This window comes from uncultured Halorubrum sp., from assembly GCF_937146585.1.
Lineage (GTDB): Archaea > Halobacteriota > Halobacteria > Halobacteriales > Haloferacaceae > Halorubrum > Halorubrum miltondacostae.
The window spans coordinates 1-19,165 of the sequence record NZ_CAKZRO010000059.1 but is presented as its reverse complement, the minus strand read 5'-3'; the positions used below and the strand labels follow the sequence as shown (position 1 = coordinate 19,165).

Sequence of the window (19,165 nt, the reverse complement as noted above, 5' to 3'; positions counted from 1 at the left end):
CGCGGGGGTCGCCGGTCATCACGCCCTCGACGTCGGTGACGATCACGACCTCGTCCGCGTTCATGTAGTTGCCCAGCATGACGGCGGTCGTGTCCGACCCGCCCCGGCCGAGGGTGGTGACGTTCCCCTCGTGGTCCTCGGCGAGGAACCCGGTGATGATCGGGACGACCCCGTCCATGTCGGCCGCGATCTCCCGCGCCCGTCGCTTCGTCTCCGCGACGTCGACCTCGCCGAGCTCGTCGGTGACGACCGGCCAGTCCGGGTGGCCGGGTTCGAGGAAGACGGCGTCGACGTCGCGGACGGACAGCGCGGCCTTCAGCATGCGGACGCTGGTGCGCTCGCCCATCGAGACGATCTCCGCGCGGTCGGCGTCGTCCGTCTCGAAGGTGATGTCCTCGAGGAGGTCGTCCGTGGTCGAGCCCATCGCGCTCGCGACGACCGCGATCTCGTGGCCGGCCGCGACGGCGCTCGCGACGGAGTCGGCGGCGCGCTCGATCCGGTCGCCGCTGCCGAGGCTCGTCCCCCCGAACTTCGCGACTACGCGCATGCGGCTCCCCCGCGGTGGGTCCGGGCTGGTCGGGTACCGGCGGGCGGTCGGCGCCGGGCGATCGGGACGGCACGGCCCGGATCGGGACCGGCGTTCCGGCCCGGTCGGCGAGAGCGATCGGTAAACATGCGACCCCGTAGCGGAGGAAGCCGGATAACAGTATCTTCTTCGACAAGGGTCGCCCGAAGTACCGAATCGCCCGAACTGAGAGGGTTCGAACGGAGGAAATGCGACGATCGATCACCGGAGTCGACGACTGGAGACACAGCGGGAAAAAGCGGCGTGGCGTTCGGCTCGCGGAATGGAAATGACGGCGCTACTCGTCTTGGATGCCCCAGGCGTCGGGCATCTCGATGACGTACCGGCCGTCCTCTTGGAGGGAGATGATGTACTCCTGTCTGTCGTACAGCTCCATCAGGTTGAGCTCGTACTGCCCCGGGCTGACGATCCGGATGCTCTCGAACTGGTCGTTGAGTTCGTCGCGGAGGGCGTCGATCCCCGGCTGCGGCTCCGCCTCGGCCGGCGGCGTCTCGGAGGGTTCGACGTCTTGACTGGCGCGGTCGAGCTCGTCCGGCGACACGACCTCGGAGCGCGCGCTCGCCTGCGCGGTGTCCTCGTCGCTCCGGTCCGCGATCTGCTCGGTGCCGTCGGGTTCGGCGGCGGCGTCGGCGTTCGCTTCGGGATCGGTCGGCGTCGCGTCCGCGGGTTCGCTCGGCCGTCGCTCGGCGTCGCCGTCGTCCGCGGTCGGCGCGGAGCCCTCGTCGGGGGTCGGTCGCGACTGATCGGCCGGATCGGCGGGAGACCCGGACGCCCCGCCGGGGGACCCGGACGAGTCTGCGGCGGGTCCGGTCTGGTCGGCGGCGGGTCCGGTCTGCCCGGCGGGCGCATCGTCGGTCGCGCCGGCGGGCTTGAACTGGAACTTGTTCCCGCCGCAGTCGGGACAGCCCGACAGCATCTCCTTGGAGCCGTCGGGGAACGTCCGCCCGCAGGAGGTACACTGGTGGGGCATCTACTTGCGGGAGACGAGCGTGCTGATGAGGTTCTCGTCTTTGTGGAGTGTCTCGATCCGGTTCGCCGGGCCGATCACCGTGAGCTTCTGGGTCGACTCGCGGCCCATCAGCTTGTCGAGGAAGCTCTGGTCGCCCGCCTCGGCCTTCGGGTACGTCTCGATCTCGATGCCGGTGAAGTCGTCGGGGCTGATCTCCGTCATCGTCACCTCGATGAGCTTCGACTCCTCGTCCGGGGAGAGCCCCTCCTCGAGGATGACGATGTTGCCCTCGCGGACGCCGTCGAGGATGAGCCGGATCTTCTCCATGCCCGTGAGCCCCTCCATCCGCGCGCCGCTTATCATGTCGATCCGGACGCCGTCGTCGCCGTCGTCCGGGTCGTCCGCGGCGTCGACGTTGGCTTTCGGGCCGGCCATTAGCCGAAGTACTCCGCGATCTTGGTGTACACTTCGTCCATGTTGTCGCCCTCCAGCGCCGACAGCGGAATCGTCTCGTGCTGCGGGAAGGCGTTCGCGATCTGCTGGACGTCCGACCCCTCCAGGTCCGTCTTGTTCGCGAGGATGAGCGCGGGGAGGTCCTGCGACTCGATGATCCCGATCAGCATCGTGTTCACCTGCGTGAACGGGTCCGTCGTCGAGTCGAGCACGTAGATGACGCCGTCGACGTCCTCGCGGAGCCAGTGCATCGCCTCCGCGACGCCCTCGGTCGCTTCGCGCGACCGGCGGACGGCGTCGTCCTTCTCCATGTCGTGGTCCAAGAACTCCTTGTAGTCGACCTTCGTCGTCACCCCGGGCGTGTCGACGATGTCGATGGTGACCTTGCGCCCGTTGCGCTCGATCTCGACGTCCTCCTTCCGGCGGGCCCGGCGAGTCTCGTGCGGGATGTGGCTCTCGGGCCCGACGGCGTCACCCGTCCAGTCGCGTGCGATCCGGTTTGCGAGGGTCGTTTTACCGGCGTTCGGCGGTCCGTAGATCCCGATCCGCTTGGGCTCGTCGGCCGCGAACAGGCCGTCCGTGACCCGCGATATGCTGTCTCTGAGATTCGTGAGCAGTCCCATCCTGACCTCCAGTCCGTGTGTGGTTACCCGAACACCGCGGTGGTTTCGCGACGCCGTTCGAACCGAGCGCTCGACGCCCGTTCGGGGAATTACGGTAGAATGCTCGCCGCTCTCACTTAAGAACTGCGTCAGACATCCCCGATCCGGAGCGTCGGCGCCGGACGAACCAGAAATTCGGTGTCGGGCGAGAGCTCCGGGAAATGCCGGGGCGTGATCGTGAGCGGAGAAGGGGAGGTGATCGTAGGCGGGGGAAGGAGGGAAAGGGGAGGTAATCGTAGGCGCCCGCAGACACGCTCGTCGCTCGCGGGATTTTAGCGTGAGTCGGTCGTGGCCCCCCACCCCTTCGTTTCGACTGGAACGGCCGATACGGTCCGGGGGGTATGACGAGCGTCCGGGGTCGACGTCGTCTCGATCCATCTCAAACAAATATTCCACATATTCCACCTATAAAATAACACCAACAACTACAATATAATCTGAGAAGGATTGTCGAGGGTACTGTTCTAATTATTGTATAATAAAACCACCGTTATACAATTACACCTCACGACCCCCACCCCCACCCAATCGACGTTCCACCCGAAACGAAGGGGTGTGGGGGTTCCCCTGCGTTTCACGTCGAAACGACGGGACCGATAACCGAGCGGGACCGACGAGCCGTGACCCGTGAACAGAAGTGCCAATTTGGTTACATTGACTCAGATGGAGATAGTGTGCGTGTCGAGGTGTTCGAGCGAACGACAGTAGCCGCCCTGGACCCGAACGACCGGGTACCGACCTCGAGGGGGCTTCGAAGTGGCCCGGTAGCACACCGATAATATCGGGTTTCCGACCGGAGTATACGCCCCGCCGCTCGGTGTAAATTAGCACCGGTCCGCCTCAACTGTGGTGGAGAGGGGGTCGTTTCAACTCCAGAGAGGAACACTTTTGTACCGTCTCTTCATCTGGTTCGACTGTATCAACTGGACGTGGTCGGTATCGATTCCGACCGCAAGTCCGCATTTCGGGCTGGAGACGGCGTCTGAAGCGTCTTACCCGCCCGTCTCCACCCGAAACGGAGGGGTTCACATGGACGAAGGCGACAACACACCGCGGGCCGACGGCGGCATCGACCCGGACGACGGCGACGACTCGGAGGCCAGTAGCGACTCCGAGGAGGCCGCGTCGACCGAGGATTCGGCTCGCGACGCCGACGACTCCGCGGGCGAAGCTGAAGGGGCGGAGGCCGCCGGCTCCGACGCGAAGGAGTTCGACCCCGACGTCCCGATCGGGACGGATCCCGACTCCGATCTCGACGAGAACTCGCCGTCGAGCGACGGAGACTCGTTATCGAGCGACGGGAACTCGCTGTCGGCCGATCCCGAGTCCGGGACGGCCGGACTCGACAACGGCGGTCGCGACCGGTCGTCGCCGGACGTCGACTTCGACGGCGTCGTCCTCGACGACGGCGACGACAATCAGGGCCTGTTCGACGACCTCCTCTCCGGCGAGCCGATCTTCGAGAACAAGGAGGTCCTGCGTCCCTCCTACACCCCGCACGAACTTCCCCACCGCAACGATCAGATAAACCGGATGGCGACCATCCTCGTCTCCGCGCTGCGCGGCGAGACCCCCTCCAACATACTCATCTACGGGAAGACGGGGACGGGCAAGACGGCCTCGGCGAAGTTCGTCTCCCAGGAGCTCGAGTCCACCTCGCAGAAGTACGACGTCCCCTGCGAGGTCGAGTACATTAACTGCGAGGTGACCGACACCCAGTACCGCGTCCTCGCCCAGCTCGCGAACACGTTCATCGAGGAGAACCAGGCGGTGATCGCCGACCGCCTGGAGCGCCTCGAAGGCCTCCGCGCCGACGCGACGGACGCCGAGGCGGCCGGTCGCGACGCGGCCGCGGTCCTCGCCGACACCGAGTTCGACTCGGTCGACGAGCTCGACGACCGGATCGAGTCGCTGGAGGACGACGCCGACGAGATGGAGGAGGTCCCGATGACGGGGTGGCCGACCGACCGCGTCTACTCGACGTTCTTCGAGGCGGTCGACTACCACGAGCGCGTGGTCGTGATCATGCTCGACGAGATCGACAAGCTCGTCGAGAAGAGCGGCGACGACACGCTCTACAACCTCTCGCGGATGAACTCCGAGCTCGACCGCTCACGCATCTCGATCATGGGGATCTCGAACGACCTGAAGTTCACCGACTTCCTCGACCCCCGCGTCAAGTCGAGCCTCGGCGAGGAGGAGATCGTCTTCCCGCCGTACGACGCCAACCAGCTCCGCGACATCCTCCAGCACCGCGCCGACACCGCGTTCAAGCCCGACGCGCTCACCGACGACGTGATCCCCCTCTGCGCGGCGTTCGCGGCGCAGGAGCACGGCGACGCGCGCCGCGCCCTCGACCTCCTCCGGACGGCGGGCGAGCTCGCCGAGCGCTCCCAGGCCGAGATCGTCGCGGAGAAGCACGTCCGGCAGGCGCAAGACAAGATCGAACTCGACCGCGTCGTCGAGGTCGTCCGCACCCTCCCGACGCAGAGCAAGATAGTCCTGTTCGCCGTGATCCTCTTGGAGAAGAACGGCGTCCACAACATCAACACCGGCGAGGTGTTCAACATCTACAAGCGGCTCTGCGAGGAGATCGACGCCGACGTCCTCACGCAACGGCGCGTCACCGACCTCATCAGCGAGCTCGACATGCTCGGGATCGTCAACGCCGTCGTCGTCTCCAAGGGCCGCTACGGGCGCACGAAGGAGATGGGCCTCTCGGTCCCGGTCGAGGAGACCGAGGCCGTCCTCCTGTCGGATTCCCGGCTCGGCGACATCGAGAACGCGCAGCCGTTCGTCCAGGCGCGCTTCGACAACTGACGCCGCGTCGGTCCCGGTATCCCCGACGCCGACGCGCCCCGACCGCGCTTACGTCGCGGCGTCCGCCGCTCCCGAGACCGACGACGCCGGGGAGAGGCTGCTCCCGACCGTCCGCGCGATCGCCTCGTTCAACTCCACCTGTCCGGTCGCGATCAGGCGAATGTATCCGAGGTACGGGACCCGGACCCGCGCCACGCCCCGCACCCACTCGGCCCTGACCGGCGGCGAGAGGCCGCTGGCCTGGTCGTAGGCCTCGTTGTTGTCCCCGAGCGTGACGAACCCGTCGTGGGGCGCCGGGCAGTGAGCGAGCGAGCCGCAGTCGACGGCGCTGTGATACCGCTCGTCGGCGCGGTCGTACCAGTTCTCGCCCTCGGTCACGTGGAACATGGCGCGGTGGATGATCGGCGACCCGGACCGCCCCGGCGGCGCGTATATCACCACCGAACCGTAGGACCCGAACGTCCGGTAGTCGACGGACTCGCCCACCTCGTGCGTGACGACGCCGACGTCGTTGTCGGCCGCGTCCGGCGCGAACTGCCCGGGCTCGGTGACGAACACCAGGTCCCCGACCCGCATGTTCGGCTCCATGCTCCCGGACTCGACGGCGACCATCGGCGGCCACACGCCGCTGACGGCGAACAGGAGCAGCCCCGCGAGGAGGACCACGCCGACGCTCGTCAGCATCTCCCGGATCCACATCAGCGCGCCCTCCCGATCGTGGCGGAACCGGTACAGGAGCGACTCCTCGCCGTCGCTCTCCGTCGCTTCGCGGGGTACAGACCGGTGCCGTGCTTCGGCGTCTTCCGCAGCCGCAGCCGGAGTATCGTCCGAATCCGCCAAGGCTCCATCGTCAGCGACGGACGCGTCCTCGACTCCGGCCTCGTCCGGATCCGACTTCGGTTCCGGTTCGGTGCTCGGTCCGATCGGCTCCCCGTCTCCGACCGCTCTCCCCGCGGGCGACTCGGAACGGCCCTCGTCGTCTCCGTGTCCTTGGCCGACGGTTTCGTCGTCTCCACGCCCCGGGTCGACGGTCCCGTCGGTCGACCGCTCGCGATCCTCGTCGGGCGGTCGTTCGGGATCCCCGTCGAACGGATCGTCGGCCGCCTCGTCCGGGTTTCTTTCGGAATCGGTCTCCTCGGCTTCGTCTCGACCGGCCGACCCACCGGAGTCCGTCGGCCGATCCCCTTCGTCCATTACCCCGGCCTTGTCGGGTTTCGCTCATAAGCTTCCGGGTCCGGCCGCACGGCGACGGCTCCGATCCGCGAAAGGCGCGACGCCTCCCGGGAATGGCGAGCCCCCTCGATCAGACGTCGCGAAGCTCCCCGCGGAGCGTCCGGAGTCGCTCGCGCCGCTCGGTCGCCCCCAGATCCGCGGCGAGGTCGACCGCGTCGGCGAGCCGCTCCGTCGCGGCGTCCGGCCTCCCGAGCCGACGACACGCCTCGCCGAGAGCGCGGAGGACGTCGGCCTCCCCGCCTCGGTCTCCCAGCCGGCGCTTGAGCTCCAAGCTGGAGCGGTACCGCTGTGCCGCGGTCTCCGGGTCGCCACGGTCGCGAGCGACGTCGCCGAGCGACTTCAGCGACGACGAGACGTTCTGCCGGTTGCCGAGTTCGCGGTCCAGGTCGATCGTCTCCGAGAGCCGCCGCTCCGCCGCGTCGAGGTCGCCCCGGAGCCGGGCGAGCTTCGAGCGATAGTAGAGCGTGTCCGAGCGCTCCCCGCACGGCGGCAGGTCCTCGCCGTACCACCCCGCCGCGCGGAGTCGCCGCTCGGCGGCCGCGTACTCGTCGCTCGCGACCTCGATCCACGCGGCGGTGTTGAGGAGCGCGCGATCGAGAACCCCAAGCAGATGCCCGTCGAGACCGACGTGTCCTTCACCGTCACCCGGATCCGCGTGCCGAGCCAGCGGGCCGTCTGCAGCTTCCTCAAACAGCAGGGCGCGGTCCGGTCGGACCACCTCCCCTCCTTCGGCGGGCGCCCGACCGTGGAGGTTCAGGTCTCCGACGGCGAGCGACAGGCCGACGGCAAGGGGAAACAGGGGCTCCTCAGCACCACGTTCAGCCCCCGTCGGAAGGGCGAGTTCTCCGGCGCCATCGACAGCGCGGTCGACTCGGCCGCCGGGAGCCTCAAGCGGACCGGCACGGTGTCGGTGGACGCGTAGCGATCCCCCGACCGGTCCGCGCCGTCCGGAACGGTTTTGCCGGCTACTCCCCTTTCGGGTAGCGTGCCGCTGGAGTCGAACGCCCGGATCGCGAAGGCCCTCGCCCAGCGCGGCTACAACGCCGAGCGCGAGGCGGTCACCCTGCTCGCGGGCGCGGCGGACCCGGCCGCGGCGGTCGCGGCCGCGGTCGACCGCGCCCCGGACGACGCGCTCCGGATCACGGCCGACCACGTCCGCGACGCGATCGCCGACACCGACAGATCGGGCGCTGCTCCCGACGAGACCGGACAATCTCCAGTTGAAACGAAGGGGTCCGGGGCAGGCGACCAGCCGAGTTCCGAACTGGCCTCCGACCCGACGACCGACGCCGGGCCAGCCGCCGCGGACGCGCCGACCGCCGACGCCCCCGCGACCGGCGGTTCCGCCGTCGACACCACTGCTCCCGACACTTCCACTGCCAACCCCGCGGGGACGCCGGACACCGAACGCTCCCGCGATCCCGACCTCCGCGACCTGTCGGTCGGCAACGACATGACCGGCCGCAGCACCGGGACCGGCGAGTACAGCGACTTCGTCACGACGTTCCGGGACCGCTACGAGCGGCTCTCGAAGATCCTCCGCGGCCGCGTCAACCACCGGCCCGCCGAGGCGATCGCGAACATGCCCGGCGGCAGCGACGCCGCGATGATCGGCCTCGTCAACGACGTGCGCTCCACGAAGTCCGGCCATTGGCTGGTCGAACTGGAGGACACGACCGGGACCTTCCCGGCCCTCGTGATGAAGGACAAGGGGCTCGCCGACGTCGTCGACGAGATCCTGTTGGACGAGTGCGTCGCGGTCGAGGGGACGCTCGCCGACGACGCCGGGATCCTCTTCGCCGACTCGCTCCACTTCCCGGACGTTCCCCGCACTCACAACCCCGGCGGGGCCGACCGCCACGTTCAGGCCGCGCTGATCTCCGACGTCCACGTCGGCAGCGACGAGTTCATGGCCGACGCGTGGCACGGGTTCACCGACTGGCTCCACACGCCCGAGGCCGACCCCGTCGAGTACCTGCTGCTCGCGGGCGACATGGTCGAGGGCGTCGGCGTCTACCCGAACCAGGACGAGGAGTTGGACATCGTCGACATCTACGAGCAGTACGAGGTCTTCGCCGAGCACCTCAAGGAGGTGCCGGCGGACACCGAGATCGTGATGATCCCGGGCAACCACGACGCGGTCCGGCTCGCGGAGCCGCAGCCCGGGTTCAACGACGAGATACGGGAGATAATGGACGTCCACGACGCCCGGATCGTCTCGAACCCGGCGACGGTCTCCGTCGAGGGCGTCGAGGTGCTGATGTACCACGGCGTCTCGCTCGACGAGGTGATCGCGGAGCTGCCCGAGGAGAAGGCGAGCTACGACGAGCCGCACAAGGCGATGTACCAGCTGCTGAAGAAGCGCCACGTCGCGCCGCAGTTCGGCGGGCACACCCGCGTCGCGCCGGAGGAGCGCGACTACCTCGTCATCGAGGACGTGCCCGACGTGTTCCACACCGGCCACGTCCACAAGCTCGGCTGGGGGAAGTACCACAACGTGCTCGCGGTCAACTCCGGCTGCTGGCAGGCCCAGACCGACTTCCAGAAGTCCGTCAACATCGACCCCGACGCCGGCTACGCGCCGATCCTCGACCTCGACACGCTCGACATGACGGTCCGGAAGTTCTCGTGAGCTGACCCGGAACGAACGACCCCCTCCCGACCGCTATCGATCGATCTCGACCCGCCCGCTCGTCGCGTCGTTGAGCCGCTCGCGGAGCGCGTCGACCTCCGCGACCGGCACTCGGAGGTCGAACCGGACCCGCTCGCCGTAGTCGGCGTCGAACTCGACGCCCGTCGACTCGATCACCCCACGGACCGTCCCCGAGTCGTCGTACTCGGTCTCGACGACGAGCGTCCGGTGCGGGCGCTCCTCGGTCACTCCCGCCGCGTCGACGCCGTCCTTCACCGCACGCGAGTACGCGCGGGCGAGCCCCCCGACGCCGAGGTTCGTCCCCCCGTAGTACCGGGTCACCACCGCGACGACGTTCCGGATCCCTCGCTGCTGGAGCACGTTCAGCGCAGGCTTCCCGGCGGAGCCGGTCGGCTCGCCGTCGTCGGAGGAGTACTCCCTGAGCATCGGCTCCGACCCCGGCGCTCGCTCGGAGGGCTCGCCCGCCGGGACCCGGTACGCGGGGACGTTGTGGGTCGCGTCGGCGTACTCGCTCCGGACCGCCTCGACGAACGACTCCGCCCCCTCGACCGTGTCGACTGGCGCGACGTGGCCGAGGAACTCCGACCCCTGGACCTCGAACCGCGCGGTCGCGCGCTCGGCGACCGTCCGGTACGCGTCGGTCACGGCGTCCGGTCCTCCGCGTCGGGCTCCTCCTCGCGCCGGCGGTCGACGACGACGCTCGTCGGCGGCGCGAGGCGGAACAGCGCGAGGAAGGCGACGACCCCGACGACCTCGACGACCGCCGCCACGACCGCCAGCGGCTCCGCCGCGAGCGCCGCGGGCGCGCCCGTCCCGTGCCACGCGAGGTATCCGCCGAGGAACGCGCCAAGCGTCCCCGCGCCGAGCGCGTACAGCCGGCGGTACTCGCCGGCCCGCAGCGTCGCGACCGCGACGGCCACCGCGAGCGCGCTCCCGGCGACGAACAGGTACGGGCGGGCGTCCGGGGGCGAGCCGAGCCGCGGCCACGCCCACAGGAGATGGACCGCCGCGGCGACGGCCGCGGCCTGGACGGCGACCCACCGGAGGAGGCGTTTTCTCGGTGCGTCGCGCCCGGCGACTTCCCGGTCCCGGCTCGGGTCCGTTCCGCCGGTCTCGGTGTCAGCGCTCATCGTGCCCTCACTCCCACGGGTGGTTCCCGCGCGCGTCCGGCCACAGCGGGTACCAGTACGACTCGTCGTCCTCCAAGCCGAGCTCGCCGTCGAGGACCGACTGGAGCTTGAACTCGACCTGCTGGCTCCGGTCGTTCGTCCCCCGCGGCGCGAACGGGTAGTACGCCCCGCGCCGGAACGAGTAGACCCAGTAGGCGGGACCGTCGTCGTTCTCGAAGCCGAACACGGCCGCGAGCAGCCGCGAGCCGAACCCCTCCTCGATGAACTGGTCGGCCGCGAAGTGGACGCTCGTCACCAGGTCCTCGGGGTCGTCGTCCTCGAGGACGAACCACTGGTAGCCGTGGTCGTCCTCGTACCGGTGGAAGCCGGTGCCGGTGTCGATCTCGCCGGCCTCTAAGATCGCCTCGACGGTCTCGACCGCCTCGTCGAAGCGGGTGCTGTCGACGCCGGAGAAGCAGAGCGCGGCCTCGCCGCAGTGGTCGTAGCGGAGGTCCGCCTCCATCGTCATGTAGGCGGTCGACATCCCGAAGAGGTCCTCGGGGTCCGCCTCGCGGGTCGCGTCGGTCTCGGCGCTGGTCCCGAGCACGGCCCGTATCGTGTCGAAGATGCCCATCTGTCTCCCGCCTACGTGCGGCGGGGTTTAGGGCGTTTCTCTCGACTCCGCGCTCCCCGCGCCGCGCCGTCCCGCGGGCTCACGCCGCGTCGTCGACGCGATCAAGGTACGTCAACACGCCGCGAACGTTCAGGCTCGTGTTGGCTCGCGCCCGCTCGGGGTTCCAGTAGTCGATGTCGCGGCTCGCCGCCTCGAAATGTTCGACGACCGCCTCGTCGTCGTCGAGTTCGGCGCGCTTCTCCCGGACGCGCTCGACCCACTCGACGTACGCCCGCTTCGCCTCGCCGAGCAGGTCGGCGTCGCAGCGCCGCGGCCCGAAGTGGCCGAAACAGATCGTGTCGGGGTCGAGGTCCTCGATCAGTCGGATGTCGTCGAGGCACTGCTCGAAGTCGAACTGCGGCGGCGGGGTCGTCGGCGTCACGGCGTCGACCTCGGGGACGTAGATGCCCGCGGCGTCGGCGGCGAACACGACGTCCGCCTCCGGGTCGTGGTACACCGCGTGGTGCGGCGCGTGGCCGGGCGCCTCGTGAACGACGAGCTCGCGGTCGCCGAGGTCGATCCGGTCGCCCTCGGCGACGCCCTCGATCCGGTCGTCGGGGACCGGCTTCGGCTCCGCGTAGTGCTCCCACTGGTCGCCGACCGCCGACTTGGTCCCCGCGACGAGCGCCCCGGGGTCGACGAGGTGGCGGACCCCCTTTTCAGGCACCCGGACCTCGGCGTTCGGATAGCGCTCCGCGAGGTAGCCCGCGCCGCCCGCGTGGTCGAGGTGGGCGTGGGTCGGGAGGATCCACGCCAACTCGTCGCGATCGATCCCGATCTCGGCGACGCTCTCGAACAGCGCCTCCCGGTTCGCCCCCGTCCCGGTGTCGATCACGATCGGTCGCTCGGCGTCGTACACGTAGACCGCGCCGTACTCGTCGGTGTCGAACATGCCGGTGTCGTGGACGTAGAGGTCCTCGACCTCGCGGACCGGTTCGAACTCGCCTGCGCGCATACCGGACGAGGAACCCGGGGGCACTTCTAGCGATCGGTCCGCGAGGCGTCTCTTTCGGCGGCGGTTCGCGCCGTCGTCGCGGTCGCCTCGCCGCTCCGGACGGGCCGAGGCTTATGGTCGTTCCGCCCGAGAGAACGGTATGCGAGTGCTCGTCACCGGTGCGACCGGATTCGTCGGGAGCCGGCTGATCCCGGCGCTCCTCTCCCGCGGCCACGACGTGGTCGCGCTCGTCCGCGACGCCGACGGCTACGCGCCCCCCGACGGCGTCAGCGTCGTCGAGGGCGACCTCTTGGAGCCGGACACGCTGCCGCCGGCGTTCGAACTCGACGGCGAGACCGTCGACGCCGCGTACTACCTCGTCCACTCGATGGACGGCGGCCCCGGGTACGAGGAGCGCGACCGCAACTGCGCGACCAACTTCGCCGCGGCCGCCTCCGACGCGGGGATCGAGCGGATCGTCTACCTCGGCGGGCTCGGCGAGGACCGCGAGGAGCTCTCCGAACACCTCCGGTCCCGCCGCGAGGTCGAGCGGATCCTCGGCGAGGGCGACCCGGCGCTCACGACGCTCCGGGCCGCGATCATCATCGGCGCGGGCAGCGCGAGCTTCGAGGTGATCGCCGGACTCGCGCGACGGCTTCCGGTGATGGTCACCCCGAAGTGGGTGGACACGCTGTGTCAGCCGATCGCGATAGCCGACGTGGTCGCGTACCTCGCGGGCGTCCTCGAGGTCCCCGAGACCGCGGGCGAGACCTTTGAGATCGGCGGCCCCGAGGTGTTGACCTACGCCGAGATCCTCCGGCGGACCAGGCGACAGCTCGGCGGAGGCCTCCGGATCGTCAGGGTGCCCGTGTTGAGCCCGGAGCTGTCGGCCCGGTGGCTCCGACTCGTCACCGACGTGAACCCCTACCTCGCCCGGTCGCTGGTCGAGGGGCTCCGCAACACCGTGATCGTCGAGGACGACCGGATCCGCGAGTTCGTCCCGATCGAGCTCACGCCGTTCGAGCTCGGAGTCGCCCGCGCCCTGACCGAGTCGCGGAACGCGGAGGCGTCGCGACTGAGCGCGGTTCCCGGGGTATCGCCGTGAGCCGAGAGTACGGCGAGACGTGGGTGTACGAGAGCCTCGTGGGCGGGATCCCGGGGCTCGACGTCCCGCGCACGCTGGCGGTCGCGCTCCAGTTCGTCATCTTCGAGGTCGGCGTGTTGGGCCTCGGCTGGTACTACGGGACGTGGGACGCCGTGGCCGCCGGGACCGTCGCCGTCGTCATCGCCGCGATCGGCAGCGTCGAGATGCACCGGCTGGGCGCGAAGAACCGCCTGCTCGGGACCCCGCCCGAACACAAGCGGCTGCTGTTCGGGTCGAGCATCGAGATCGTGTTGGGCGTGCTGGCGTTCATCGCCCTCGTGACGTACCTGTTCGCGTGGGACGGGACCCTCATCGACCGGCTGTTCGGCGCGGAGCCGCCGATCCCCGTCGTCTACCTCACGCTGCTCGTCCTCTGGGACCTGACGTACCGCATCGGCACCTCGTGGTGGAGCGCCGTCGTCGCGCTGTGGCGCGCGGTCAACGTCGACCTCTCGCCCGACGAGCGGGCGACCGTCCGGCGGCTCGACGCCGAGAACATCGGGTTCTCCGTGATCCAACTGGCGCTCGTCCCGTTCCTGCTCACCGAGCCCGTGCTGCTCGGCGCGGTCGTCGGACACGTCATCGCGGTCGCGCTCGTCTGCGGCGCGGCCATTCTGCTCACCTGAGACGCGACCGTCCGGCCTCTCCGAGCGCGACTCAATCTTCGACCGTCGCGGTCGCTATCGGCGGTGTGGATGTCATCGACAGCGCGGTCGCTATCGGCGTTCGAGAACGGAATTAGAAGGCGCGGCGTCGCCGCGGCCGCGTCACTTCCCCTGGAGCTCTTCGAACTTGTCGAGGAGTGCCTCCGTGGAGTCGCCCGAGTCGTAGGTCAGCGAACCGGAGTACTCGGGCCGCTCCGCGTCGAAGTCCGCGTCGACTTCGCTGGTCTTCTTCTCGCGACGCTCGTGTTCGGCCTCGTCATAGGCACCCATTGACATGGTACGACTACACTTGGCCGCTTCTTGTAATATACTTGTTGGTAAACGTATCATCGATGATGAACGTCCGGCCCAGTTCACCGGAATCGATTAACCCCGCGACGTGATACTTCACGCCCGTGGCACAACCGCTCCGCTTCAGGCGCTCGCCCGGCCGGTGGACCCCGGACCGGGTCCGGTCGCAGCTCCGTCGCCCCCTCGACGAGAACCTCGGGGCGACCGCCGGCGACCCGTGGTTCGCGCCGCCGCCCGGCTACGAGGCGCGCCGGTTCGACATGGACGACGGGTCCTTCGCGCTGTTCTGCTGGACCGACGACGACGCCGACCCGCCCGCCGACGCCGGCGGCGGCCCGGCGGGCTACTGGCTGGGCAACACGGAGACGCCGAGCGAGCTCTGGCGGACGGACAAGTACGGGTTCGACGAGGCCCCGTACCCGGTCTCGCGGTGGGCGCAGCGGGAGCTGCTCGCCGGGCTCCACGACGACGAGCCGTGGCTGGCCGACTACCCGCACGTCTCGTGGTTCTTCCTCCCCGTCTTCTGCTCGAAGGACGGCGCGGAGACGAGCCGGGCGTTCTTCCGCGACCACGCCGCCGGGTTCCCGGACGCGACCCGCGACGCGGCGACCGGCTTCGTCGAGGAGACGCTCCGGCCGGGGATCCTCGACGACCACCGCGAGGTGATGGCCGGGAAGCTGGGCACGTCCGCCTCGCGGGACCTCGTCCGAATGAGCGCGGCGATAGCCGAGTTCACCGCGGCCCGGATCCTCACGCGGGCGGGCTACGAGATAACGCCGGAGATCGAGGTGACGACGGGTCACTCGCTCGACTTCCGCGCGACGGATCCCGACACCGGGACCGGCCACCTCGTCGAGGTGACGCGGCCGCAGCCCACCGCCGGTCGCTCCGCGAACGACCCCGTCGCGGCCGTCCGCGACACCGCCGAGACGAAGACCAGCGGACAGCTCGCGGCCCACGCCGGCGGCGTCACGCTGTTCGTCGACTGCTCGTCGTTCCCCGCCGACGAGTGGGCCGCCGTGCGCGAGAACGAACCCGCGGTCCGGCACAAGCCCGCGGTCGTCTACCGCGCCGAGCCGGACGGCGACATCGAGGGGTACCGGAAGGGATCGAGCCCGGTCGACCTCTCCGGGATCATCGACGGCGTCTCGTAGCCGCGTCGCTCCGGGTTCGGGCCTCGAAAAAGGGTATGGATCGCCGGTCGGTTCGCCGCGTCAGAACGAGACCGGCGTCGGTCCGTCCTCCGCGTCGGTGGTCGGGTCGCGGTCCGAGTAGAACCGTCGACCGACTCCGCGGTGACAGACGCCCGCCCGGAGGGTGGTGAACACGTCCTCCGGGTCTTCGAACGTCTGATCGCCGAACCGCTCCAAGACGTCGCCGAGCCGCTCGGACCCGTTCGCGAGCTCTACGGTCGCGTTTCCGTGAGCCGCGATGATCTCCTCAGAGGTGGTCGGGTACTGGTGCCGTTCGAGTCGGTCGTCGACGCCGTTCAAGCGCATCAACAGATCGGAGTCCGCGATGGTTCTTAATGATTGTCCATGTACGACCTTAGTCGGAGGGGATTCCTTATACGACCTTATACTGCTCCCTCGGCCGGTCCCCCGACGGACCGCCGTCGCTTAGTGCCGGGCGGCGCTACCGACGGTCATGCCCGCAGACTCAGCGGATCCGGTGGTCGCCGACCTCCACGCGCACACCGACGTCTCGGACGGCACGATGACGATCGACGAGGTGCCCGCGGCCGCCCGCGACGCCGGCGTCGACTGGGTCGCCGTCACCGACCACGACCGCGTCCACCCCGGGCTCGACGCTCCGGTCGTCGAGCACGGCGGCGTCCGGATCGTCCGGGGGATCGAACTCCGCGTCGACGCCGGGTTCGAGCGGCTCGACCTCCTCGGCTACGCCGCCGAACACACCGACGCGCTCGACGCGGAGATCGACCGCCTCCAGCGAGACCGTCGCGAACGCGGCGCGGCCATCCTCGACGCGGTCGAGGAGCGACTGGACGTCGACCTCGGCGTTGAGCCGCGCGCCGGACTGGGGCGACCGCACGTCGCGCGGGCGATCGACGAGTCGGACGCGCCCTACGACTACGCCGGCGCGTTCGACGATCTGATCGGGAACGACGGCCCGTGCTACGTCGCGCGCGACGTGACGCCGCTCGACGAGGGGCTCGCCCTCCTCGACGACGCCTGCGCGCTCGTCGGGCTCGCACACCCCTTCCGCTACGAGCGCGTCGACGAGGCGCTCGACGTCGCCCGCGAGTCGGCCGCGATCGACGCGGTCGAGCGGTTCTACCCGTACGGTCGCACCGTCGACGACGCGCGGATCGACCGCGCCGCGGGCGAGGCCGACCTGCTCCGAACCGGCGGCACGGACGCGCACGAGCGGACGCTCGGCGTCGCGGGGCTGACCGCGTCCGCGTTCGAGCCCGTCCGCGAGCGGCTCCCCGAGCCGGTGCCGGTCGAGGCGCTCGGGGCCGGAGCGCCCTCGGCCGCGACGACCGACGAACAAGATTAAGCCCGCGCCGACCGGAGTGCCGAGTATGCGGTGTCACTACTGCGACCGGGAGGCCACGTACGAGGCCGAGCAGCGCGGCGTGGTCGTCGGGCTCTGCGAGTCCCACTTCAAACAGCGCGTCGAGGAGCTCGCGGAGTCGGACGAGCTGGCGGAGCTCCGCGACCGGATCGACATCGAGTCCTCCGAGTAGTCGCGCGGAGACGAACGCTAAAAGTCGGCGGGCCTCGAACGGTCGGTATGGACCTCACGGACCGTCCCCGCCGACTCCGGACCGACGGCGTCCGCCCGCTCGTCGCCGAGACCGCCCTCTCGGCGTCGGACCTGGTCGCGCCCGTGTTCGTCGACGCGACGACCGACGAGCGCGTCCCCATCGAGACGATGCCCGGTCACGAGCGCGTGCCGGTCGACGAGGCGGTCGACCGCGTCGCGGAGATCCGGGAGACGGGCGTCGAGGCCGTGATCCTCTTCGGCGTCCCCGAGTCGAAAGACCCCGAGGGGAGCCGTGCGTACGCCGCCGACGGCGTCGTCCAGCGCGCGATCCGCCGGATCGACGCCGAGACGGACGTCACCGTGATCGGCGACGTCTGCCTCTGCGAGTACACCGATCACGGCCACTGCGGCGTGATCGAGGAGTCGGCCGAGGCGGACCCGACGCTCACGGTGAAGAACGACCCGACCCTCGACCTGCTCGCACGCACCGCGGTGTCGCAGGCCGACGCGGGCGCGGACGTGGTCGCCCCCTCGGCGATGACCGACGGGCAAGTGGGGGCGATCCGCGAAGCGCTCGACGCGGCGGGCCACGAGGAGGTCGCTATCCTGAGCTACGCCGCGAAGTACGAGTCGGCCTTCTACGGCCCGTTCCGCGACGCCGCCGACGGCGCGCCCGCGTTCGGCGACCGCCGGCACTACCAGATGGACCCCGCGAACCGCCGCGAGGCGCTCCGCGAGGCGCGGCTCGACGCCGAGCAGGGCGCGGACGTGCTGATGGTGAAGCCCGGACTCCCCTATCTCGACATCGTCGGAGACCTCCGGCGCGAGTTCGACCGACCGATCGCGGCGTACAACGTCTCCGGGGAGTACGCGATGCTCCACGCCGCCGCGGAGAAGGGGTGGCTCGACCTGGAGGCGACCGCGCTCGAATCGCTCGTGGCGCTCAAGCGCGCGGGCGCGGACCTGATCGTGACGTACTTCGCCGAGGACGTGGCCGATCACTTATAAATAGAACCGGGCACAGCCGACGCGCCCGGCGAAGCACCCACCACGGCGCGCGCCTCCGAGCGCCCGATAGGGCGCGAGGAGCGCGTGCGAGGGAGTCGGCCGACCGAAGGGAGGCCGACGAGGTTGGGGAGGCGTGAGGCTGCGGTCGCTGTGCGGGGCGGGACTCGAAGGGGCAGTCGCGAGGCGGTGTTCGCCCAGGTCGAGACACCGGCTGTTGTCTGTGCGCGACCGATCGAGCGACCGGGCCCGTCTACACCACCTGCTCGCCGTCGTCGTCGTACACCTCGATGGCGTCGACCGGGCAGACCCGCGCCGCGAACTTCGCGTCGAACTCCTCCCCGTCGGGCACCTCGACGACGAACAGGTCATCCTCCTCCTCGGTGCTGCCTTCTAGATCGGCCTTCCCGTCGTTCAGGTTCTTGTCGAAGGCGTCCCACTCGGCGACGCACTGGTACATCCCGACGCAGGTGTCGCGGTCGAACTCGACGTACATGACCGCTTGTTCGGCGAGCCGATACAAAGCGGTGACGGCGAGACTTGCGGGACTCCAGCGACTCCCAAACCGGATCCGCAGAAACCACCTCCAAAGCCCCAGCCGGGAGGGCGCCGTACGCTCGCTGTGCTCCTCGGTCGCTCACTTCGCTCGCTTCCTGCGGTGCTTACGTCGCCTACGGCGCCCTCCCCCCTACCCCTTTGAGTCCCACCCAGTACCGCAGCCTCACACCTCCCCAACCTCGTCGGCCTCTCTTCGGTCGGCCGACTCCCTCGCGCGTGCTCCTCGCGGCCTCCGCTTCGCTCCGGCCGCTCGCAGGTACGCGCCACCGCCACCCCTCTCCGACACCAATCTCCGTCCGCGGTTTCCGGCGGCCGACCGTCCGTTTTAATCGTCGCAGGCACCCATCGCTGCGTATGACCACGGTCTGGCTCGTCGACCGGCAGTTCGACTCGAAGGGGCTCGTCCGGCTCACCTACGCCACCGCGGACGGCGAGCGGATGCACACGAAGGAGCTGGCCGAACAGCGGCTCGTCACGGGCGACGGGATCACCGCCGGCCGCGAGGTCGACGAGAGCGCGCTCGGCGAGAGCCCGGCCGACGAGGTCGAGCGGTTCGCGTCCGAGGCGTCGAAGATGGCGACCGAACACGACCTCGACGACACAGTCTGAGGGATACCACCGTCGTATCGGCCCACACAACCGAGTCCGTTAAGGGGGAACCGGCGGAACGTGTGACCGAAATGCCCAGTGGTGAGTACGA

The 19,165-nt window shown here is 69.6% G+C and carries 22 protein-coding genes and 1 pseudogene; 10 read left to right on the top strand and 13 right to left on the bottom strand.

Going from position 1 to position 19,165, the window contains the following annotated elements; genetic code table 11:
* From Q0116_RS05465 to Q0116_RS05450, 4 genes and pseudogenes are all read right to left on the bottom strand, one after another.
* A pseudogene (locus Q0116_RS05465) lies at positions 1-547 on the bottom strand (aspartate kinase); the annotation flags it as partial.
* A gap of 316 nt (positions 548-863) precedes the next feature.
* Entirely contained in the window at positions 864-1,556 is a 693-nt protein-coding gene (locus Q0116_RS05460; RefSeq protein ID WP_297886248.1) for a Zn-ribbon containing protein, read from the bottom strand.
* Positions 1,557-1,970, bottom strand: a complete 414-nt coding sequence (locus Q0116_RS05455) for a DUF2073 domain-containing protein (RefSeq protein ID WP_297886247.1) — start codon at positions 1,968-1,970, stop codon at positions 1,557-1,559. It lies immediately after the preceding gene.
* A complete protein-coding gene (locus Q0116_RS05450) occupies positions 1,970-2,611 on the bottom strand; it encodes an Era-like GTP-binding protein (RefSeq protein ID WP_297886245.1) in 642 nt (213 codons plus the stop codon). Before Q0116_RS05450 ends, Q0116_RS05455 begins: the two co-directional genes overlap by 1 nt.
* Before the next feature lie 1,068 nt (positions 2,612-3,679).
* Between Q0116_RS05450 and Q0116_RS05445 the strand changes: the two genes are divergently transcribed.
* A complete protein-coding gene (locus Q0116_RS05445; RefSeq protein ID WP_297886243.1) occupies positions 3,680-5,470 on the top strand; it encodes a Cdc6/Cdc18 family protein in 1,791 nt (596 codons plus the stop codon).
* 48 nt (positions 5,471-5,518) lie between these two features.
* Here Q0116_RS05445 and Q0116_RS05440 read toward each other — a convergent pair whose 3' ends face one another.
* Positions 5,519-6,664, bottom strand: a complete 1,146-nt coding sequence (locus tag Q0116_RS05440; RefSeq protein ID WP_297886242.1) for a S26 family signal peptidase — start codon at positions 6,662-6,664, stop codon at positions 5,519-5,521.
* 109 nt (positions 6,665-6,773) lie between these two features.
* Complete coding sequence (locus tag Q0116_RS05435; protein WP_297886240.1) at positions 6,774-7,421, bottom strand: tetratricopeptide repeat protein; 648 nt, start codon at positions 7,419-7,421, stop codon at positions 6,774-6,776.
* 27 nt (positions 7,422-7,448) lie between these two features.
* Here Q0116_RS05435 and Q0116_RS05430 point away from each other — a divergent pair, with 27 nt between their 5' ends.
* Together Q0116_RS05430 and Q0116_RS05425 are read left to right on the top strand one after the other, a co-directional pair.
* The gene (locus Q0116_RS05430; protein WP_297886238.1) at positions 7,449-7,625 is read left to right on the top strand and encodes a hypothetical protein; all 177 of its coding nucleotides are present in this window, start codon (positions 7,449-7,451) and stop codon (positions 7,623-7,625) included.
* 63 nt (positions 7,626-7,688) lie between these two features.
* Positions 7,689-9,335 carry a DNA-directed DNA polymerase II small subunit gene (locus tag Q0116_RS05425; RefSeq protein WP_297886236.1) on the top strand — a complete coding sequence of 549 codons (1,647 nt, stop codon included), beginning with the start codon at positions 7,689-7,691 and terminating at the stop codon, positions 9,333-9,335.
* Between the two features lie 33 nt (positions 9,336-9,368).
* Here the strand turns inward: Q0116_RS05425 and Q0116_RS05420 are convergent, their stop codons facing one another.
* The 4 genes from Q0116_RS05420 to Q0116_RS05405 all read right to left on the bottom strand — a co-directional run bounded on the left by Q0116_RS05420 (position 9,369) and on the right by Q0116_RS05405 (position 12,093).
* On the bottom strand, positions 9,369-10,001 hold the full coding sequence (locus Q0116_RS05420) for a YigZ family protein (protein WP_297886234.1): 633 nt from the start codon (positions 9,999-10,001) through the stop codon (positions 9,369-9,371).
* A complete protein-coding gene (locus Q0116_RS05415; protein WP_297886232.1) occupies positions 9,998-10,486 on the bottom strand; it encodes a hypothetical protein in 489 nt (162 codons plus the stop codon). Before Q0116_RS05415 ends, Q0116_RS05420 begins: the two co-directional genes overlap by 4 nt.
* Positions 10,487-10,493: 7 nt before the next feature.
* Entirely contained in the window at positions 10,494-11,099 is a 606-nt protein-coding gene (locus tag Q0116_RS05410) for a hypothetical protein (protein ID WP_297886231.1), read from the bottom strand.
* Positions 11,100-11,178: 79 nt separating this feature from the next.
* Positions 11,179-12,093, bottom strand: coding sequence for an MBL fold metallo-hydrolase (locus tag Q0116_RS05405; RefSeq protein ID WP_297886229.1), 915 nt, complete (start codon positions 12,091-12,093; stop codon positions 11,179-11,181).
* A 139-nt stretch (positions 12,094-12,232) separates the two neighbouring features.
* Between Q0116_RS05405 and Q0116_RS05400 the strand changes: the two genes are divergently transcribed.
* A complete protein-coding gene (locus Q0116_RS05400) occupies positions 12,233-13,177 on the top strand; it encodes an NAD(P)H-binding protein (RefSeq protein ID WP_297886227.1) in 945 nt (314 codons plus the stop codon).
* Positions 13,174-13,842: a hypothetical protein gene (locus Q0116_RS05395; protein ID WP_297886225.1), complete on the top strand. Its 669-nt coding sequence runs from the start codon at positions 13,174-13,176 to the stop codon at positions 13,840-13,842. The genes Q0116_RS05400 and Q0116_RS05395 overlap by 4 nt, the downstream gene beginning before the upstream one ends.
* Positions 13,843-13,983: 141 nt before the next feature.
* Here the strand turns inward: Q0116_RS05395 and Q0116_RS05390 are convergent, their stop codons facing one another.
* Complete coding sequence (locus Q0116_RS05390) at positions 13,984-14,151, bottom strand: DUF5786 family protein (protein ID WP_004599209.1); 168 nt, start codon at positions 14,149-14,151, stop codon at positions 13,984-13,986.
* A gap of 125 nt (positions 14,152-14,276) precedes the next feature.
* Between Q0116_RS05390 and Q0116_RS05385 the strand changes: the two genes are divergently transcribed.
* Positions 14,277-15,326 carry a DUF5784 family protein gene (locus tag Q0116_RS05385; RefSeq protein ID WP_297886223.1) on the top strand — a complete coding sequence of 350 codons (1,050 nt, stop codon included), beginning with the start codon at positions 14,277-14,279 and terminating at the stop codon, positions 15,324-15,326.
* Between the two features lie 60 nt (positions 15,327-15,386).
* Here the strand turns inward: Q0116_RS05385 and Q0116_RS05380 are convergent, their stop codons facing one another.
* Complete coding sequence (locus Q0116_RS05380; protein ID WP_297886222.1) at positions 15,387-15,671, bottom strand: DUF2795 domain-containing protein; 285 nt, start codon at positions 15,669-15,671, stop codon at positions 15,387-15,389.
* Positions 15,672-15,819: 148 nt separating this feature from the next.
* Between Q0116_RS05380 and Q0116_RS05375 the strand changes: the two genes are divergently transcribed.
* The 3 genes from Q0116_RS05375 to hemB are packed head-to-tail and all read left to right on the top strand — an operon-like array spanning position 15,820 to position 17,910.
* Positions 15,820-16,692 carry a PHP domain-containing protein gene (locus Q0116_RS05375; RefSeq protein ID WP_297886220.1) on the top strand — a complete coding sequence of 291 codons (873 nt, stop codon included), beginning with the start codon at positions 15,820-15,822 and terminating at the stop codon, positions 16,690-16,692.
* A 25-nt stretch (positions 16,693-16,717) separates the two neighbouring features.
* The gene (locus Q0116_RS05370; RefSeq protein ID WP_006114727.1) at positions 16,718-16,882 is read left to right on the top strand and encodes a DUF6757 family protein; all 165 of its coding nucleotides are present in this window, start codon (positions 16,718-16,720) and stop codon (positions 16,880-16,882) included.
* A 47-nt stretch (positions 16,883-16,929) separates the two neighbouring features.
* Complete coding sequence (gene hemB / locus Q0116_RS05365; protein ID WP_297886218.1) at positions 16,930-17,910, top strand: porphobilinogen synthase; 981 nt, start codon at positions 16,930-16,932, stop codon at positions 17,908-17,910.
* Positions 17,911-18,160: 250 nt separating this feature from the next.
* Here the strand turns inward: hemB and Q0116_RS05360 are convergent, their stop codons facing one another.
* On the bottom strand, positions 18,161-18,403 hold the full coding sequence (locus Q0116_RS05360) for a ferredoxin (RefSeq protein WP_297886217.1): 243 nt from the start codon (positions 18,401-18,403) through the stop codon (positions 18,161-18,163).
* 416 nt (positions 18,404-18,819) lie between these two features.
* Here Q0116_RS05360 and Q0116_RS05355 point away from each other — a divergent pair, with 416 nt between their 5' ends.
* Positions 18,820-19,074, top strand: coding sequence for a hypothetical protein (locus Q0116_RS05355; protein WP_297886215.1), 255 nt, complete (start codon positions 18,820-18,822; stop codon positions 19,072-19,074).
* Positions 19,075-19,165: the final 91 nt, after the last annotated feature.

Bases quoted from the DNA above. Each gene is read 5' to 3' on its own strand.
- Q0116_RS05460 (WP_297886248.1), bottom strand. From the start codon at position 1,556: ATGCCCCACCAGTGTACCTCCTGCGGGCGGACGTTCCCCGACGGCTCC.
- Q0116_RS05455 (WP_297886247.1), bottom strand. From the start codon at position 1,970: ATGGCCGGCCCGAAAGCCAACGTCGACGCCGCGGACGACCCGGACGAC.
- Q0116_RS05450 (WP_297886245.1), bottom strand. From the start codon at position 2,611: ATGGGACTGCTCACGAATCTCAGAGACAGCATATCGCGGGTCACGGAC.
- Q0116_RS05445 (WP_297886243.1), top strand. From the start codon at position 3,680: ATGGACGAAGGCGACAACACACCGCGGGCCGACGGCGGCATCGACCCG.
- Q0116_RS05440 (WP_297886242.1), bottom strand. From the start codon at position 6,664: ATGGACGAAGGGGATCGGCCGACGGACTCCGGTGGGTCGGCCGGTCGA.
- Q0116_RS05415 (WP_297886232.1), bottom strand. From the start codon at position 10,486: ATGAGCGCTGACACCGAGACCGGCGGAACGGACCCGAGCCGGGACCGG.
- Q0116_RS05410 (WP_297886231.1), bottom strand. From the start codon at position 11,099: ATGGGCATCTTCGACACGATACGGGCCGTGCTCGGGACCAGCGCCGAG.
- Q0116_RS05405 (WP_297886229.1), bottom strand. From the start codon at position 12,093: ATGCGCGCAGGCGAGTTCGAACCGGTCCGCGAGGTCGAGGACCTCTAC.
- Q0116_RS05400 (WP_297886227.1), top strand. From the start codon at position 12,233: ATGCGAGTGCTCGTCACCGGTGCGACCGGATTCGTCGGGAGCCGGCTG.
- Q0116_RS05390 (WP_004599209.1), bottom strand. From the start codon at position 14,151: ATGGGTGCCTATGACGAGGCCGAACACGAGCGTCGCGAGAAGAAGACC.
- Q0116_RS05380 (WP_297886222.1), bottom strand. From the start codon at position 15,671: ATGCGCTTGAACGGCGTCGACGACCGACTCGAACGGCACCAGTACCCG.
- Q0116_RS05375 (WP_297886220.1), top strand. From the start codon at position 15,820: ATGCCCGCAGACTCAGCGGATCCGGTGGTCGCCGACCTCCACGCGCAC.
- Q0116_RS05370 (WP_006114727.1), top strand. From the start codon at position 16,718: ATGCGGTGTCACTACTGCGACCGGGAGGCCACGTACGAGGCCGAGCAG.
- hemB (WP_297886218.1), top strand. From the start codon at position 16,930: ATGGACCTCACGGACCGTCCCCGCCGACTCCGGACCGACGGCGTCCGC.
- Q0116_RS05360 (WP_297886217.1), bottom strand. From the start codon at position 18,403: ATGTACGTCGAGTTCGACCGCGACACCTGCGTCGGGATGTACCAGTGC.
- Q0116_RS05355 (WP_297886215.1), top strand. From the start codon at position 18,820: ATGACCACGGTCTGGCTCGTCGACCGGCAGTTCGACTCGAAGGGGCTC.